Source organism: Antribacter soli, assembly GCF_021568775.1.
Taxonomy (GTDB): domain Bacteria; phylum Actinomycetota; class Actinomycetes; order Actinomycetales; family Cellulomonadaceae; genus Antribacter; species Antribacter soli.
Window position 1 is genome coordinate 127538 of the sequence record NZ_JAKGSG010000020.1, and the last position, 15545, is coordinate 143082.

At 70.1% G+C, this 15545-nt stretch carries 14 protein-coding genes; 3 read left to right on the top strand and 11 right to left on the bottom strand.

Going from position 1 to position 15545, the window contains the following annotated elements; translation table 11 throughout:
- Positions 1-27 precede the first annotated feature (27 nt).
- Positions 28-1506 carry an APC family permease gene (locus L1785_RS05255; protein ID WP_236088150.1) on the bottom strand — a complete coding sequence of 493 codons (1479 nt, stop codon included), beginning with the start codon at positions 1504-1506 and terminating at the stop codon, positions 28-30.
- 213 nt (positions 1507-1719) lie between these two features.
- On the opposite strand from L1785_RS05255, the gene L1785_RS05260 reads away from it, so the two are divergent.
- A complete protein-coding gene (locus L1785_RS05260; protein WP_236088151.1) occupies positions 1720-1911 on the top strand; it encodes a PspC domain-containing protein in 192 nt (63 codons plus the stop codon).
- A 34-nt stretch (positions 1912-1945) separates the two neighbouring features.
- Here the strand turns inward: L1785_RS05260 and L1785_RS05265 are convergent, their stop codons facing one another.
- The 9 genes from L1785_RS05265 to L1785_RS05305 all read right to left on the bottom strand — a co-directional run bounded on the left by L1785_RS05265 (position 1946) and on the right by L1785_RS05305 (position 11112).
- A complete protein-coding gene (locus L1785_RS05265; protein ID WP_236088152.1) occupies positions 1946-2779 on the bottom strand; it encodes a hypothetical protein in 834 nt (277 codons plus the stop codon).
- A gap of 133 nt (positions 2780-2912) precedes the next feature.
- The gene (locus L1785_RS05270; RefSeq protein ID WP_236088153.1) at positions 2913-3554 is read right to left on the bottom strand and encodes a hypothetical protein; all 642 of its coding nucleotides are present in this window, start codon (positions 3552-3554) and stop codon (positions 2913-2915) included.
- Positions 3555-3752: 198 nt separating this feature from the next.
- Positions 3753-4400, bottom strand: coding sequence for a hypothetical protein (locus tag L1785_RS05275; RefSeq protein WP_236088154.1), 648 nt, complete (start codon positions 4398-4400; stop codon positions 3753-3755).
- A gap of 241 nt (positions 4401-4641) precedes the next feature.
- The gene (locus L1785_RS05280) at positions 4642-5436 is read right to left on the bottom strand and encodes a hypothetical protein (protein ID WP_236088155.1); all 795 of its coding nucleotides are present in this window, start codon (positions 5434-5436) and stop codon (positions 4642-4644) included.
- Positions 5437-5666: 230 nt separating this feature from the next.
- Positions 5667-6548 carry an excalibur calcium-binding domain-containing protein gene (locus L1785_RS05285; protein ID WP_236088156.1) on the bottom strand — a complete coding sequence of 294 codons (882 nt, stop codon included), beginning with the start codon at positions 6546-6548 and terminating at the stop codon, positions 5667-5669.
- A 185-nt stretch (positions 6549-6733) separates the two neighbouring features.
- Complete coding sequence (locus L1785_RS05290; protein ID WP_236088157.1) at positions 6734-7633, bottom strand: hypothetical protein; 900 nt, start codon at positions 7631-7633, stop codon at positions 6734-6736.
- Positions 7634-7845: 212 nt separating this feature from the next.
- Entirely contained in the window at positions 7846-8580 is a 735-nt protein-coding gene (locus L1785_RS05295) for a CAP domain-containing protein (protein ID WP_236088158.1), read from the bottom strand.
- Positions 8581-8857: 277 nt separating this feature from the next.
- Positions 8858-10537, bottom strand: coding sequence for a urocanate hydratase (gene hutU, locus L1785_RS05300; protein ID WP_236088159.1), 1680 nt, complete (start codon positions 10535-10537; stop codon positions 8858-8860).
- A 59-nt stretch (positions 10538-10596) separates the two neighbouring features.
- Positions 10597-11112 carry an endonuclease V gene (locus L1785_RS05305; RefSeq protein ID WP_236088160.1) on the bottom strand — a complete coding sequence of 172 codons (516 nt, stop codon included), beginning with the start codon at positions 11110-11112 and terminating at the stop codon, positions 10597-10599.
- 220 nt (positions 11113-11332) lie between these two features.
- Between L1785_RS05305 and L1785_RS05310 the strand changes: the two genes are divergently transcribed.
- Both L1785_RS05310 and L1785_RS05315 read left to right on the top strand, forming a co-directional pair.
- Complete coding sequence (locus L1785_RS05310) at positions 11333-13123, top strand: carbohydrate-binding module family 20 domain-containing protein (protein ID WP_236088161.1); 1791 nt, start codon at positions 11333-11335, stop codon at positions 13121-13123.
- A gap of 147 nt (positions 13124-13270) precedes the next feature.
- Positions 13271-13579 carry a hypothetical protein gene (locus tag L1785_RS05315; protein ID WP_236088162.1) on the top strand — a complete coding sequence of 103 codons (309 nt, stop codon included), beginning with the start codon at positions 13271-13273 and terminating at the stop codon, positions 13577-13579.
- 10 nt (positions 13580-13589) lie between these two features.
- Here the strand turns inward: L1785_RS05315 and L1785_RS05320 are convergent, their stop codons facing one another.
- A complete protein-coding gene (locus tag L1785_RS05320; protein ID WP_308113263.1) occupies positions 13590-15476 on the bottom strand; it encodes a serine/threonine-protein kinase in 1887 nt (628 codons plus the stop codon).
- Between the last annotated feature and the right edge of the window lie 69 nt (positions 15477-15545).

A 15545-nucleotide genomic window follows, 5' to 3' on the forward strand; every position in this document is an offset into this window, starting at 1 on the left:
GCTGGTGTCGCTGACGCCCGGAGCTGTCTACCGCTCGTCCGCGTCCTCCAGGCCCTCCTCGCGGATCTCCTCGAGCTCTTCGACGTCGCTGAACGACGTGACGCGGTGCCGCACCCAGCGGTTGACCGCCCACGTGAGCGCCCAGAGCACCACGCCGACCGCGAGAAGCGCGCCCGCGATGGGGTACTGGCCCTGCTGCGCCTCGCTGCGCGCCCACGGGCCCGCGAGGAACAGGCAGGCCACGGCCCCGAGGATCGGGAGTGGCAGCCACGTGCGGAAGTGCTTGTGCTCGACCGGCTGTCGCCGGAGCACCAGCAGCGCGACGTTCACGACCGCGAAGACGCACAGGAGGAGCAGGGCCGTGGTGCCGCCGAGGAGGCTGACCGCGCTCGCGCCCGCCTCCGTGGCGTTCGCCCGCACCACGTACGAGATGAGCCCGAACGCGATGCCGGTGGTCACGAGGATCGACACCCAGGGCGTGCGGCGGAAGGGGTGCACGTTCGCGAAGAAGTGCGGCAGCACGTCCTGCTTGGCCATGCCGTAGAGCAGCCGCGAAGCCATGAGCATGTTGATCAGCGCAGAGTTGGCGACGGCGAACATGCCGATGAACGGGAAGATCGTGTCGAACGGCAGGCCCGGCGCGCCGGCCGCGACCACCTGCGTGAGCGCCGAGCCCTTGTCCGGGTCGGTGAGGTCACCGACCGGGACGAGCGCGACGGCGGTGATCGCGACGAGCACGTAGATGACGCCCGTGATCCCGAGGCCCGTGAGCATCACGCGGGGGAAGTGCCGCACCGGGTCCTTGCACTCCTCCGCCATGTTCACGGAGTCCTCGAAGCCGACCATGGCGAAGAACGCGAGGCTCGTCGCCGCGGTGATGGCGAAGAACGTGCTCTTGTCGTCCGGGCTCTCGAAGATGACGACGCGCGAGAAGTCGGCGTTGCCCTGCGTGGCCGCCCACAGGCCCACGAAGATCACGAGCAGCAGGCCCGAGAGCTCCACGAGCGTGAGGACCACGTTGGCCTTGACACTCTCGCCCACGCCGCGGAAGTTGACCGCCGCGACCAGGGCCATGAAGCCGAGCGCCACGGCGAGCAGGCCGCCGCTGCCGGCGTCGAGCCCGAGGTCGAAGGCGTCGTTGACGAAGCCGGCGAACGCGTTCGAGGCCGTCGACGCCGACGTGATTCCCGAGCACATCACCGTGAACGCCACGATGAACGTGACGAAGTGGATGCCGAAAGCCTTGTGCGTGTACAGGGCGGCGCCCGCCGCCTGCGGGTACTTGGTGACCAGCTCGAGGTACGACAGCGCCGTCAGGGTCGCCACCACGAAGGCGACGAGGAACGGCGCCCACGCCGCCCCGCCCACCTCGCCCGCGACCTGACCCGTCAGGGCGTACACGCCCGTACCGAGGATGTCGCCCACGATGAACAGGAGCAGGAGCTTTGAGCCCATGACCCGCTTGAGGCCCGGCTGCTCCTCGTGCTGCTCGACCACCTGGCTCATGGCGCCACCCCCGGTTCGGTTGTCCTACCGGGCTCCCGCCCGGGATTCCATGGAACCCCCACTCTCACCCGGTGTCACGGACGGTCGCGGCGTGGCGGGGCGGTTCGTCGCGGACCCGTGGCCCGCGACTCAGGGTCGGGACCCCGAGGTTCCGGGTCCGAACCCGGGACCTCACGGATGCCGAGGCGACCGGGCCGGACGTAGCGTCGAGGCATGAGCACACAGACTCTCTCCCGCCCGCGTCAGGGTCGCATGATCGCCGGGGTGTGCGCGGGCATCGCCCGCCGCTTCGGCTGGGACCCGACCCTGGTCCGCATCCTCGCGGTGGTCTCGCTGTTCCTGCCCGGGCCGCAGATCATCGCCTACCTGGTGTTCTGGCTGCTGATGCCGAACGACCCGGCGTGACGCGGCGCTGAGCCGCGTCCGCCGGGTCGGCCGGTCAGCAGGTCTGGACCTGCGGGGTCACCCTGCCTGTCCGGATGGGAGGTGGGAAGCCCGCCCCGGCCCACTGCGAGTACGTGATCGGGAAGTACCCGAGGATGCCGTAGTAGTAAATCGTCGAGCTGTTGGTCCACAGAAGGAACCTGTCGTCCCGGCCCGAGGCGACCACCTGCGGCGTCGGGAAGTCCAACCCCGCCCACTGGGCGTACGAGATCGCAGGGCACTGGAACGAGAGACCGGACGGCGGCTGCGTCGTGCCAGGGCCGATCTTGTCCGGCGTCACCACGACGATCCGGCCGTCCCACGGCAGCTTGTAGACTCCGAGGTAGCTCACATACGGGGCGGGATTGCCGAGGGCGTTCCACTCCTCGAACGTGAGCTTGTGGACCGGGTCGCTCTGGGTGCTGAGGAACAGCTCCTCGGTGTTCGCCCACCTCCACGTATTGCACAGCATCACGTCGCAGAGGTCATACGTCCGGACCGGCGCTGGCCTCCCCAGGGTCACCCACTCGTCGTAGGTCAGCGCGTGCTCTTCGGGCCAGGTGTTGTTCGGCCAGAAGGTGAGCGCGTGGATCACGGGGCTCCACGGGAGGCTCTCGTAGTCGGTGGGCTCATACACGTCCGGAGTGGGTCGACCGGCGGCGACCCACTCCTCGTACGAGATCGCCGTCCGCGTCGTGTACGTCCAGTCTCCCGCGTCGACCCGGTAGATCGTGTCGGAGAACCGCGTCTTGACGTACTCGTACGTGGCGGCGGTGGCCGGCCCTGTACCACCGACGATCGTCGTCACGACCAGGGCGACGGCCGCAAGGATGCTGGGGAGACGTTTCATGTGTGACCTCGGACTTGCTCGCTGGGACGGCCAACGCGGACATTATCAGCGCGGATGGCGGGCTCCGGCCCGCACCGTGACGCGAGCAGGCAACGTGCAGGTCAGCGAGTCACGATTCACCCGGTGACCGGTGTCACCACTTCACGAGCTTCGGCGTCGGGGAGTCCTGCCGACGCCACTCGTCGTACGTGATCGGCGTCATCTGAGGCACGGAGAGGTCCGGCATCCAGAAGATGGTCGGGTTGCCGGACCGCTGGACGAAGCCCTCGTTCCACCGCTGCTCCGGCGGCATGAAGCCGCTCACCTCCCACTCGGCAAAGGTGAGCTTGTGGATCACGTCGTCCTGGCCCTGGACGAACACCTCGGCCGACGTACCCCACTGGTAGTAGTACGAGCCCGCGATCCAGCCTGCGATCCTCGCAGGCGGGCTACCGGCCCGCGACCACTGCTCGAACGTGAGCGTCGCCCACAGCCACTCTTGCCGCTCGTCGCCGAAGAATGTCACGGCGTACACCGTGGGCGACCACGGGTACTTGACGAAGCTGGTCTGGGACGGCTTCGGAGCGGGGAAGCCCAGCGCCGCCCACTCCGCGTAGCTGAGCGGCCAGAACGCGTCCGACGCGCTGTCCACCCGCCACAGCTCGTCGGAGTAGGGCAGCGAGAACACGCCGTCCTCGTACCAGTCGGCATCCGCCGGCGTGGCGGTGGCCACCGCAAGCGACCCGCTCAGGACGAGTGTGGCGACAGCCGCCAGCGCCCTCTTCAGGATCGACATGGGATTCTCCTTCGGTCTCGGCCCCGGCCAGATGTGCGCGGCACGACACTCAGAGGCACATGTTTCACCCCCTGAATATCAGACTGGCGCCAGATCCGCTCCGGCGCGTTGTCACCGCGAAACTTCACCCGCTGGGATGACAGTGGCCGGTCCCGTAGGAGCGGGACCGGCCACGTCACCATCACCGGGACGGGTTCGTCACCAGTTCACGACCAGCGGCGTCGGGAAGTCCCAATAGCGCCAGTCCTCATAGGTGAGCGGACCATAGGCAGAACGCGCGCCAAGGTCGTCGCTGTAGTAGATGTTCGCGTTACCCGAGACCTTGACGAAACCTTCGTTCGCAATGCGCTCCGCGGGCATGAAGCCGCTGGCCTGCCACTGCGAGTACGTGAGCTTGTGCACCACGTCGTCGGCAGGGGTCCAGACGAAGAGCTCGCTGGACGTGCCCCACTGGAAGTACTCCGAGCCCTCGATCCACCCGGCGTTGCGCGGTGACGGGTAGCCCGCACGCGACCACTGCTCGAAGGTGATGGCCTCCCAGTGCCACTCGTCGCGCTCGTTGCCGAAGAACGTCACGGCGTAGACCGTGGGCGACCACGGGTACTTGACGTAGTCCGTCTGCGCCGGCTTCGGCGTGGGGAAGCCCAGCGCCTGCCACTCCTCGTAGGTGAGCGGCCAGGCGGAGTCCGAGGCGCTGTCCACCCGCCAGATGCTGTCGGTGTAGCGCAGCGAGAACACACCGTCCTCGTACCAGTCTGCGGCCGCCGGCGTGGCGGTGGCGACCGCCATCGAGCCCGCCACCGCGACCGTGGCGACCGCCGCCAGGGCCTTCTTCAAGATCGACACGTCGTTGTCCTCTTTCTGTGGCCGAACGGTTCCGGCCAACGGGCAGAAGTATCGAGTACCGAGCGATAACAAAACAACGACGTTTCAGATAGATCGCAAATTTCACCCGACCAAGGTTGCGTGGGCCGGCCCCGCCCTTTCGCGGGACCGGCCCACTGGCAACGGCAGCGATCTGGGAAGCCGCTCGCAGACGATGTGGTCGCCGTCCCGTCAAGCCCCAGACGTCGCCCGGTCGCCCGTCCTAGTTGATGGGCTCGCTCGGCGCGGGGCGGACCTCTGGCTCCCGGAAGTCCAGGGCGGCCCACTCCTCGTACGTGAGCGCGTGGAGGACATGCAGTCCGTCGAACCAGATCGTCGGATCTCCCTCGTAGCGGTACAGCATGTCGCCCCTGAGCCAGATCACCACGGACGGTGTCGGGAAGGCCAGGTCACGCCACTGCTCGTACGTCAAGGGCTCTCCCCAGGGACGGAGAAAGTCGGTGGTGATCATGATGATCGTCGGGTCGAACGAGTACTTGACGAACGCGGGGTAGTAGTAGGCGCGGTTCCGCATTCCGGAGGCGACCCACTCTGAATAGGTGAGCTTGTGGACGACGCCGTCCGGGCCGGTGACGAAGATATCGTCGCTCAGCCTGTACTGGTGGAACTGCGACCCCTCGATCCAGCCCGCATTGCGCGGCGCGGGGAACCCGGCGCTCTGCCACTCCGCGTGGTCCAGGGTGTCCCAGACCCACTCGCTCTCGAAGCTGCCGAGGAAGGTCACCGCGTAGAGAGTCGGAGACCACGCGTACTTGACGACGTCCGTGGGGGCCGGCTCCGGCGTCGGATAGCCGAGGGCGGCCCACTCCTCGTACGTCAGGAGGCGGACGCTCCCCGCCTCCACGTTCGTCTCCCAGATCTGCCCGTTGTACCCGATCCGGAAGTAGCCGTCCGCATACGGGGTGGCCGACGCCGGAGCCACCGCACCCAGCACGATCGACCCGGCCGCCACGGCCGCGGTGATCGCGGCCACCGCCTTCCTGACGAGAGAATTCACAGCGTCCTTCCCTCCTGACGACGGCGGGTCCGCTCTGACCACGCGCGTTCCGTCCCGACGCTACGCCCGCCGATTCCAGGGCGATAGGGGCGATCGGGCAAAGACGGGCGGAGTTCTACTGGTCGACGGGCTCGCTCGGCGCGGGACGAATGACCGGCTGGTCAGCCACCGCGGAGGTGGCCGTGGCCGGCCCCGTGCATGCGGGACCGGCCATGGGGCAACTGCAGCGATCAGGGAAGCCACTCGCAGACGATGTGGTCTCCGTCTCCGTCAAGGGCCCAGACGTCGCCGTAGGCCTCGAAGTAGTAGTTGTACTCCGCCTGCGCCTGGGCCTGCGTCGCGAAGTCGGCGCAGTCCTTGTCGGCCGGTCGCGGTGGCACGCCGTACACCGTGGGCGCCGGGAAGCCCATCGCCTGCCACTCTGCGCCCGTGATCGGCCGGTTCAGACCGGGACCGGCGTACCAGATGGTCGGATTGCCGTAGTAGCGGTAGACCTGGTCACCGGCGACCCGCGTTACCGCCTGCGGCGTCGGGAAAGCCTCGCTGCGCCACTCGTCGTAACCGATGGCGTAACCCTGGCCCCACCCGAAGTTGGTCATCCGGACGATCGTGGAGTCCCACGTGTACTTCACGAAGCCTTCGTTCGAGCGATCCGCCGGCGGCATGAAGCCGCTGGCCTGCCACTCGGCGTGGCTGAGCTTGTGGTTCACGCCGTCGGGGCCCTCGACGAACAGCTCGCTGGAGGTGCCCCACTTGTAGAAGTAGGACCCCTCGATCCAGCCTGCGTTCCACGGCGACGGGTAGCCGGCACGCGACCACTGACCGAAGCTGATCTGCTCCCACAGCCACTCGTCGCGCTCGTCGCCGAAGAAGGTGACGGCGTACACCGTGGGAGACCAGGAGTACTTGACATAGCTGGTCGGGGCCGGCTGCGGCGTCGGGAAGCCCAGCGCCGCCCACTCGTCGAAGGTGAGTTGACGGGCGGTGTCGGACGCGCTGTCGACCCGCCACAGCTCGTCCGTGTACTGCAGGGCGAAGACGCCGTCCTGATACCAGTCCGCGGCGGCCGGTGCGGCGGTGGACACAGCCAGAGAACCGGTCATTGCAGCCATGGCGATCGTTGCCATCGACTTCCTCACGACAGAGAACACAGCATTCCTCCTGGGAGGGGCCGGACATTCCGGCCCGTCCCTGGAGTCTGCTGCCGCTTTGCGCCCTGAGCACCAGTTCGCGCGGATATCACCCGACACATCGCCGCATTTCATCTAGTGGTCGCGAGAGGGCGGCAGTGGAACCCTCAGCTGCTCGGCGGAGAGGTCTGCGAGCAGTTGGACGTGATCGTCCCTCCGTCGACGATGGGTGCAGGAGAGCCGACGCTCTGCCAGCCGGCCAGCGTGAGCTTCTGCGCACCGGCCGGGCCCGAGTACCAGATGTCGGATCTGGTCGCGACTCGGGTGTATCTGTCGGCCGCCGTCGGCCTCGTCAAGACCTGCGGCGGCGGGAACCCGTAGTACCGCCACCACTCGTACGACTGCCCGTTGCAGCCGAAGAAGTAGCCGGCGGGCACTGGGGTCGCGGGGTCGAGGTACTTGGCCTCGAGGGTGAAGATCGTGTCCGAGAAGGGCATCTTGTAGAAGCCCACTCCCTGGTTGACCACTGCCTGGAAACCGAGCTGTGCCCACTCGCCGTACGAGATCTGCCGGAACCCTGCACTGGAGTTCCGCTGCTCCTGAAGGAACACCTGGTCGCCGGACGCCCACTTGTGCAGGTGGCAGTACGCGGCCTCGCAGAAGGTGAGGTCGACCACCGGCTGCGGCCTGCCGACCGAGTCCCACTGCGCGAAGGAGAGGGCCTCGACCTGAAGCACGTCGTCCCAGGTGAGCTGGGCGTCGTACGGGTTGGGCTCGAAGACGTACCCGTAGACCGTCGTGCTGTGCGGGAGCGCCGCGTAGTGCGCCTCGAGCACCTCGGGCGTAGGCGACCCGAGCGCTGCCCACTCCTCGTACGACAGGCGGCGTGGCTGCTTGTACGGGTCGTTCCACCCCACGTCCGTACTGGGGACGAGGTAGATGTCGTTGCTGAACCACGCCTTGACGACGCGGCCCCCCGTCTCGGCGGCGCTCGCCACGACGGGAACCATGCCCGTCACGGCGGCGGCCGCGAGAAGTGCCGCTGCTCCGCGGCGCCATGCCTTCATGCCGTCTTCTTTCTCTTGACTCGTCGTGCTGTCCACTTGCGTCCCAGCACGAGCGGACGGAGCGTATCGCCCGAGATGAGGTTGCTCGGACCGCTCTCAGACCGTCAGCGGGTGAACTCTCCGGCGCGCTTCGCCGACGTCGTCGCCGCCTTCAGCGCGTGATTGGGCCCCGCACCGGCGCTGTCAGCACGCGCGCCGTGGGCGGCCCTCGTTCAGCCCCAGCCGAACAGCTGCGTCCAGACCTGGTCGACCTCACCCACGCCGATCTCGCGGAAGTCGCAGTTCAGGATGTTCTCCCGGTGCCCGGGCGAGTCCATCCACGCCCGCACGACCGCTTCGGCATCTGGCTGTCCCGCCGCGATGTTCTCGCCCGACGGGTTCGTGTACCCCTGTGCCTTCGCACGGTCCCACGGAGTGCGCCCGTCCAGGCTCGTGTGGTCGAAGTACCCCTGCGCCACCATGTCCTCGCTGTGCAGCCGCGCCGCGGCGGTGAGCCGTTCGTCGACGGTCAGCGCCGGGCAGCCCGCCGCAGCCCGCTCCGCGTTGGTCAGCTCGACGACGGCCGCCGCCTCGGGCGTGAGCACCTCGGGACCGCCCTCGGCCGCCGCGGCGGAAGCGCTCGCCGATGGTTCGGGAGATGCCGACGGCTCGGCGGGCACCACGATCACCGGGGCACCCAGGTCGCCCAGCATGGCCTCCGTGCCGTCCCCTGAGGTGGTAGGACTCACCACCGTGTCACCGGCAGTTCCGTCGTCGGCACGAGCCGGGTCCTGCGCATCCGGCTCCACCACCGGACCGGCCACGTCCCCCAGAGCGGCAGCGCCAGCGTCACGCCCACCGTCGTCGAACACCGGCAGCGCCGCGACGACCGGGCCGAGCGGGCCGGCCTGCTCTGGCGTGACGGCGCCCGTGAGGGCGGCGACCGCTGCCCCGGTCGGGAGGCTCACGACCAGGAAGACCACCGTGGCAGCGACAGCCGACGTCCGCGGGAGCGTCCTGGCGTGGCGAACGCCGCTTGCCGCTCGGGTCGGCAATGACGAGACGATCGGGGCCCGCGCCGGGACACGTGGTCCCGCGCGATGCCTGGGCGTCCGGGGGGCGGACATGCGGCGAGGCTAGCAGGCTCGCCGTGCCGCGTCCGCCCCCTTCGTGACGTTTGTCGCGGTGAGGGCCGGGAAGAGGTCGGTACTTCAGTGCCGTGGTGAGCGCTGGTTGAAGGCTCGGTTACTTTGGCATCGGGACCCGGACACCCCGCTCCTCCGCAACCTCCACCGCCCGCTCGTACCCCGCATCGACGTGGCGGATCACGCCCATCGCGGGGTCGTTGGACAGAACCCGCGCGAGCTTGTCTGCGGCGAGCGGCGTCCCGTCCGCCACGGACACCTGCCCCGCGTGGATCGACCGCCCGATCCCCACGCCGCCGCCATGGTGGATCGACACCCAGGTCGCCCCGGAGGACGCAGCCGTGAGCGCGTTGAGCAGCGGCCAGTCGGCGATGGCGTCGCTGCCGTCGAGCATCGACTCCGTCTCGCGGTACGGGGAGGCGACGGAGCCGGCGTCGAGGTGGTCGCGGCCGATCACGATCGGCGCGCGAACCTCCCCCGACGCGAGGAGCTCGTTGAACGCCAGCCCCGCACGGTCCCGCTCCCCGTACCCGAGCCAGCAGATCCGCGCGGGCAGGCCCTGGAACGCGATGCGCTCCTGGGCGCCGCGGATCCAGCGGTGGAGGTGGTCGTCGTCGGGGAAGAGCCGCAGCACTGCGGCGTCCGTCGCGGCGATGTCGCGCGGGTCACCCGAGAGCGCCGCCCAGCGGAACGGGCCCTTGCCCTCGCAGAACAACGGCCGGATGTACGCGGGGACGAAGCCCGGGAAGTCGAAAGCACGCTCGAACCCGCCGAGCCGCGCCTCCTCGCGGATGGAGTTGCCGTAGTCGAACACCTCGGCTCCCGCGTCGAGGAAGCCGACCATCGCCTCCACGTGCCGGGCCATCGACTCTCGCGCCCGGTCGGTGAACCCGGCGGGGTCCTTCGCGGCGAGGTCCGCCCAGTCCTCGAGCGCGACCCCGAGCGGCAGGTAGGACAGCGGGTCGTGAGCCGAGGTCTGGTCCGTGACGATGTCGATCTCCACGCCACGCCGCAGCAGCTCGGGGAACACCTCGGCCGCATTCCCGACGACGCCCACCGAGTAAGCCCGGCCCTCCTTCTTGGCGGCCAGCGCGAGGGCGACCGCCTCGTCCAGGTCGCCCGCGACGGCGTCGAGGTACCGGTGCCCGACGCGCCGGGCCAGCCGCGCCGGGTCGACGTCGACGATGAGGCATACGCCGCCGTTCAGCGTGACCGCGAGCGGCTGCGCGCCGCCCATGCCGCCACACCCGCCGGTCAGCGTGAGGGTCCCCGTCAGGGTGCCCCCACCGAGCCCATGCCCGCCCTGGCGGGCGGCGAGCTTCTCGGCCACCGCGCCGAACGTCTCGTACGTGCCCTGCACGATGCCCTGCGTGCCGATGTAGATCCACGACCCGGCAGTCATCTGCCCGTACATCGTCAGCCCGAGCGCCTCGAGCCGGCGGAACTCGGGCCACGTCGCCCAGTCGCCCACCAGGTTCGAGTTCGCGATGAGCACTCGCGGCGCCCACCCGTGCGTCTGGAGCACACCCACAGGCTTGCCCGACTGCACCAGCAGCGTCTCGTCCTCGCGCAGGTCCGTGAGGGTGCGGACGATCGCGTCGAAAGCGCCCCACGAGCGGGCCGCGCGGCCGGTGCCGCCGTAGACCACGAGGTCGTCGGGACGCTCGGCCACCTCGGGGTCGAGGTTGTTCATGAGCATCCGCAGCGGGGCCTCGGTCTGCCAGCTGCGGGCGGTGAGCGCGGTGCCGCGGGGTGCGCGGACGGTGCGGGAGCCCTCCATTCTGGAAGGCTACCTGCGCCCCCGATCGGGGGCGGGGATGAGCCCGGCGTCGGATCCCGTCAGCTCCGCGGCAGCAGCGTCCCGCGGGCCAGCCGGTCGACGCGGTGCAGCGCCTCGGGAAGCCGGGCGCCCCCGGACATCGCGGCGATCTGCGCGGCCGCATCCTCCCGTGACATCCCCACGGCGGTGACCCACAGCGGCCGCGCTGACGTCCCGCGCACCACGGCGACGGCGTGCGTCGCCGCGCGGAACGCCGTCTTGGCGACCCCGATCACGACCGGCGCCATGCCGGCCCCGTGCACGTGGAGGCCGAGCCCCGGCCGACCCGCGGGGTCGAGGTCGACGTACCCGTCGACGACGAGCAGGTCGAGCGGCTCCACGCCGTCGAGCAGCGCTCGCAGCGGCGGCAGCTCGCGCTCGTAGAAGCGGCCGGGCCGGTAGGGGGCGGCCTCGTCCAGCCAGACGGTCCGCTCGTCGACCACCTCGGCGAACGTCGCCTCCATCGCGACGACGAGGGCGGCTCGCGCCCCGCCCTCGACCGGGTAGTGCACATCGACCGCCCCGAATCGCGCCATGCCGGACATCCTCGCAGCCCAGCGCAAGCCTCGGGCACCGCGAATGGGTCCTGACCGCCGCGGGGGACGCACATGGCGGGCATTCCGGCCGGAAACGACACGCGGTCCTCGCCGAGAGGACTGGCGTGTCGCGCAACGTTCTCTGTAACCTCTTGCAGCAAGATCCGGAAAGGCCGTGCAACGACGTACGCGCCGCGCCGGGACCAGCAATGGAGCCGCAATGACGCGACGATGGACACAACCCGCTCACCGCCTGAGCCGGGCACTGACCGCCCTGGCGACGGCGACCGCCCTCGCTCTCCCGCTCGGCCTCGCGGCCGCCACCCTGGCGGCCACAGCCCCCGCGAGCGCCTCGACCCCGGTCCCCAGCCCGGTGGTGCCGTCACCGAACGGCCGGGGCAACGTGATCCTGAACCTGTTCCAGTGGACCTGGGACTCGGTCGCTGCCGAGTGCACGAGCACCATCGGCCCGGCCGGCTTCGGGTACGTGCAGGTGTCGCCGCCCCAGGAGCACGTCCAGGGGTCCCAGTGGTGGACCTCGTACCAGCCGGTGAGCTACCAGATCGAGTCGAAGCTCGGCACGCGCGCGGAGTTCCAGAACATGGTCCAGACCTGCCGCACCGCGGGCGTGGGCGTGATCGCGGACGCCGTCGTCAACCACATGGCCGCCGCCTCCTCGACCGCCACGGGCGTCGCGGGCAGCACCTACGGCCCTGACTCGTTCCCGGGCACGTACGGCTACAACGACTTCAACGACTGCCGGACGAACATCTCGAACTACCAGGACCGCTACCAGGTGCAGAACTGCCGGCTCGTCAGCCTGCAGGACCTGCGGACCGGCTCCGACTACGTGCGCGACCGTCTCGCGGCCTACCTCAACGACCTCCTGTCGCTGGGTGTCGCCGGCTTCCGCATCGACGCAGCGAAGCACATCCCGGCCGCCGACCTCGAGGCCGTCAAGTCGCGCCTGACCAACCCGAACGTGTTCTGGGTGCACGAGGTGATCGGCGCGTCGGGCGAGCCCATCCAGCCGTCCGAGTACCTCGGCAGCGGCGACTCGCACGAGTTCCAGTACGCGCGCGACCTGAAGTCCCGGTTCGACGGCCAGATCAAGGACCTGCGCTACATCGGCGACAACAAGCTGCCCTCGGACCGCGCCCAGGTGTTCGTGGACAACCACGACACCGAGCGCAACGGCGAGACGATGAACTACAACTGGGGCGCGAAGTACACGCTGGCGAACGCGTTCCTGCTCTCGTGGCCGTACGGGTCGCCCACCGTGTACTCGGGGTACCGCTGGTCCGGCACGGACACCGGCGCGCCGGGCGCGACGTCGACCACCGTGCCCGACGCGAGCTGCAGCAACAGCCAGTGGGTGTGCACCCAGCGCTGGACCGAGGTCCGCGGCATGGTCGGCTTCCACAACGCCGTCGACGGCACCGCGGTGACGAACTGGTGGGACGACGGCAACAACCACATCGCGTACGGCCGCGGCGCCACGGGCTACGTGACGATCAACAACACGGGGTCCGCGGTGACGCGCACCTACCAGACGTCGCTCCCGGCGGGGGTGTACTGCGACGTCGTCGCCGCCTCCGACTGCTCCGTGACCCGGACGGTGAGCTCCGCCGGCCAGTTCACTGCGACCGTCCCCGCGTACGGCGCCCTCGCGATCCACGTCGGGGCGCTCTCGGGCTCGACACCGCCGCCGACCGAGCTGGGCGACGTCTCCTTCGCGGTGAACGCGACCACCGTGTGGGGGCAGAACGTGTACGTCGTCGGGAACCTGGCACAGCTCGGCTCGTGGAACCCGGCCTCGGGCGTGGCGCTCTCGTCGGCGTCGTACCCGGTGTGGACCGGCACGGTGGACCTGCCCGCGGGCACCACCTTCGAGTACAAGTACGTCAAGCGTGACGGCTCCGGCAACGTCACCTGGGAGTCGGGCGCCAACCGTGTGGCCACGGTCGGCGCGAACGGCGCCCTGACGCTCAGCGACACCTGGCGGTCATAACCGCCGTCCGACGCCGGACGGGTCGCGCGGGTGCACCGCGGCCCGTCCGTGCGCCGTCGCCGGCCACCGCACGACCTGCGACACCCAGGTACAGGAAGGGCGGCGGGTCGTGCAGGTGGCCGCGACGGCTGGTGCGACTCTGGAGGAATGAGCCGCGCTGCGCGTTTCGCCGTGCCAATCGTCCTTGCTGTCTGCCTGCTCGCACTGGCCGCGTGCGCGCCGGGTGTGAACGAAGCCGTGGACGTCCCGGCGCCGGGTGGCGAGCGCCCCGCCGGGTTCTGGCTCGGGGTATGGCATGGCTTCATCGTCCTGGTCACGTTCGTGATCTCGCTGTTCACCGACAGCGTGTCGATCTACGAGGTGCACAACACCGGCGGCTGGTACGACGTCGGCTTCCTGCTCGGGCTCGGCGTCTCGATCGGCGGCGGCTACGGTGCGGGGCGTGCCAGGAGCTGACTCCGCGACGCTACGAGGCGGCGCTGACGAAGCCGAACTTCGAGCTCATCATGTCCAGGTCGTCGTACCCGCCCTGGCTGAGCTTGATCCGGCACCAGACGCTGTGATCGGCCGTCTCCGCCGGCAGCTTGGCCGTCGGGCTGTTAGTCCCGAACACCACCTTCGTCGCCACGCCGTCCTTCCACTCGCCACGGAGCCACTGGAAGGTCCGCTGCGCCGCTGGGTACTTCTCCAGGCCGGGGACGTTGCAGGTCACGGTGGATCCCACGGTCGCCTTGCCGCTCACGGTCAGCCCGTCGACGGCGAACACCGCCCGGACGACGGTCGCGCTCTTCGGCGAAGGCACCTCGGTGCTCTCATAGCCGGGGTGCGCCGCGACGAGCGTCGCGCCGATCATGTGACCGACGTCGCCAGGAGCGACGATGTACGAGCAGGTCCCGTCGGTCTGGAGCCTGTTGCTCCCCTTGTACCAGGCGCACGTCGTCAGGGCGGGGTCGGGAGCGGGGCTCCAGAAGCCGTCGGCCGCGACGGTCAGCGTCTGGCCGACGACGGCATTCCCCGCCAGGGTCACCCCGCCTGCGGTGAAGAGGCTCGGCCCCACAGGGGCGGGCGTCGCGGGCTCGGTCTCGACCACAGGTGTGGACGGCACGGGCTCGGCGCTGGGTTCGGCCGACGACGTCGGCTCGACCGCGACCGCGGTGGCCGGGGCCGAGGTCTCCGTTGCCGGTACTGACACGACGACCGACGGGGCCCCCTCCGTGAGCGGTTTGGCCTGTTGCTGCATCACCAGCGCCGTGGCAACGCCGGCGCCGAGAAGGACCACCCCTGCCGCGATCGCCCCCGCGATCACGAGCCGGCGACGTCGGGGACCGGTGGGCGGCGCCGCTGGCGCCGGGCTGACCGGGTTCGGGTTCACCGGGGTGCGGAAGCCCGTGGCCGCGAGGTGCGTCGCGGCGCCCGTGAGCTCCGGGTCCCCGGCGACGAACGGCGGGTCCGTCGGTGCGGCGCCGGACCCGCTCGCCGTCGGCCCGCTGGAAACCGCGGGCCGCGTGCCCGGCCGGACCGCGGCCAGGATCGCGGCGGCGGACGGCCGCGCGGCCGGGTCCTTCGCGAGGCACGCGGCGATCAGGGGACGCAGGCCGGCGGGGCAGCCGGAGAGGTCGGGCTCCGTGTGAACCACCCGGTAGAGGACTGCGCTCGGCTGCCCCGCGCCGAACAGGCGGTCACCGGTGGCGGCGAAGTACGCGAGCCCGCCGAGCGCCCAGATGTCGGCGGCCGGGGTCACGACGTCGCCGCGCGCCTGCTCCGGCGCCATGAACATCGGGGTGCCGATCTGCAGACCCGTGGTGGTGAGCGTCGTCGCCTCGCTCGTGCGGACGACGCCGAGGTCGATCACGCACGGCCCGTCGGGTCCGAGCAGGACGTTGGACGGCTTGAGGTCCCGGTGCACGAGGCCCGTGTTGTGGATGGCCCACAGCGCCTCGGCGACCCCCGCGACAAGGTCCCGGACCGCCGCCTCGGGCAGCGGTCCGCGGTCGCTCACCGCCTCGGTGAGCGTCGGCCCCGGCACGTACTGCGTGGCGAGCCAGGGCTCCGGAGCGTCAGCTTCCGCGGCGATGAGGTCCGCGGTGAACCGGCTGCGGACCCGGGCCGCGGCGGCGACCTCGCGGCGGAAGCGCTGCCGGAAGGTGTCGTCACCGAGGTGGTCGGAACGGACGACCTTGACCGCGGCGAACCGCCCCGCCGCGTCGGCGCCGAGGTAGACGGTGCCCATGCCGCCCGCACCCAGACGTGCCTGGATCCGATAGGGACCGACCTGCGCGGGGTCATGCGGGAGCAGTTGCCGGGTTGTCGGCCGCCCAGAGGGCGGGGGAACCGGAGGACCTGTCAGCACCACGTATCTCCTGCTGCTCGCCCGGACAACTTGGACAACACGGGGCAGACCCCCTGCCAGATCGACGAGGCT

Bases quoted from the DNA above. Each gene is read 5' to 3' on its own strand.
- L1785_RS05255 (WP_236088150.1), bottom strand. From the start codon at position 1,506: ATGAGCCAGGTGGTCGAGCAGCACGAGGAGCAGCCGGGCCTCAAGCGG.
- L1785_RS05260 (WP_236088151.1), top strand. From the start codon at position 1,720: ATGAGCACACAGACTCTCTCCCGCCCGCGTCAGGGTCGCATGATCGCC.
- L1785_RS05265 (WP_236088152.1), bottom strand. From the start codon at position 2,779: ATGAAACGTCTCCCCAGCATCCTTGCGGCCGTCGCCCTGGTCGTGACG.
- L1785_RS05270 (WP_236088153.1), bottom strand. From the start codon at position 3,554: ATGTCGATCCTGAAGAGGGCGCTGGCGGCTGTCGCCACACTCGTCCTG.
- L1785_RS05285 (WP_236088156.1), bottom strand. From the start codon at position 6,548: ATGGCTGCAATGACCGGTTCTCTGGCTGTGTCCACCGCCGCACCGGCC.
- L1785_RS05290 (WP_236088157.1), bottom strand. From the start codon at position 7,633: ATGAAGGCATGGCGCCGCGGAGCAGCGGCACTTCTCGCGGCCGCCGCC.
- hutU (WP_236088159.1), bottom strand. From the start codon at position 10,537: ATGGAGGGCTCCCGCACCGTCCGCGCACCCCGCGGCACCGCGCTCACC.
- L1785_RS05305 (WP_236088160.1), bottom strand. From the start codon at position 11,112: ATGGCGCGATTCGGGGCGGTCGATGTGCACTACCCGGTCGAGGGCGGG.
- L1785_RS05310 (WP_236088161.1), top strand. From the start codon at position 11,333: ATGACGCGACGATGGACACAACCCGCTCACCGCCTGAGCCGGGCACTG.
- L1785_RS05315 (WP_236088162.1), top strand. From the start codon at position 13,271: ATGAGCCGCGCTGCGCGTTTCGCCGTGCCAATCGTCCTTGCTGTCTGC.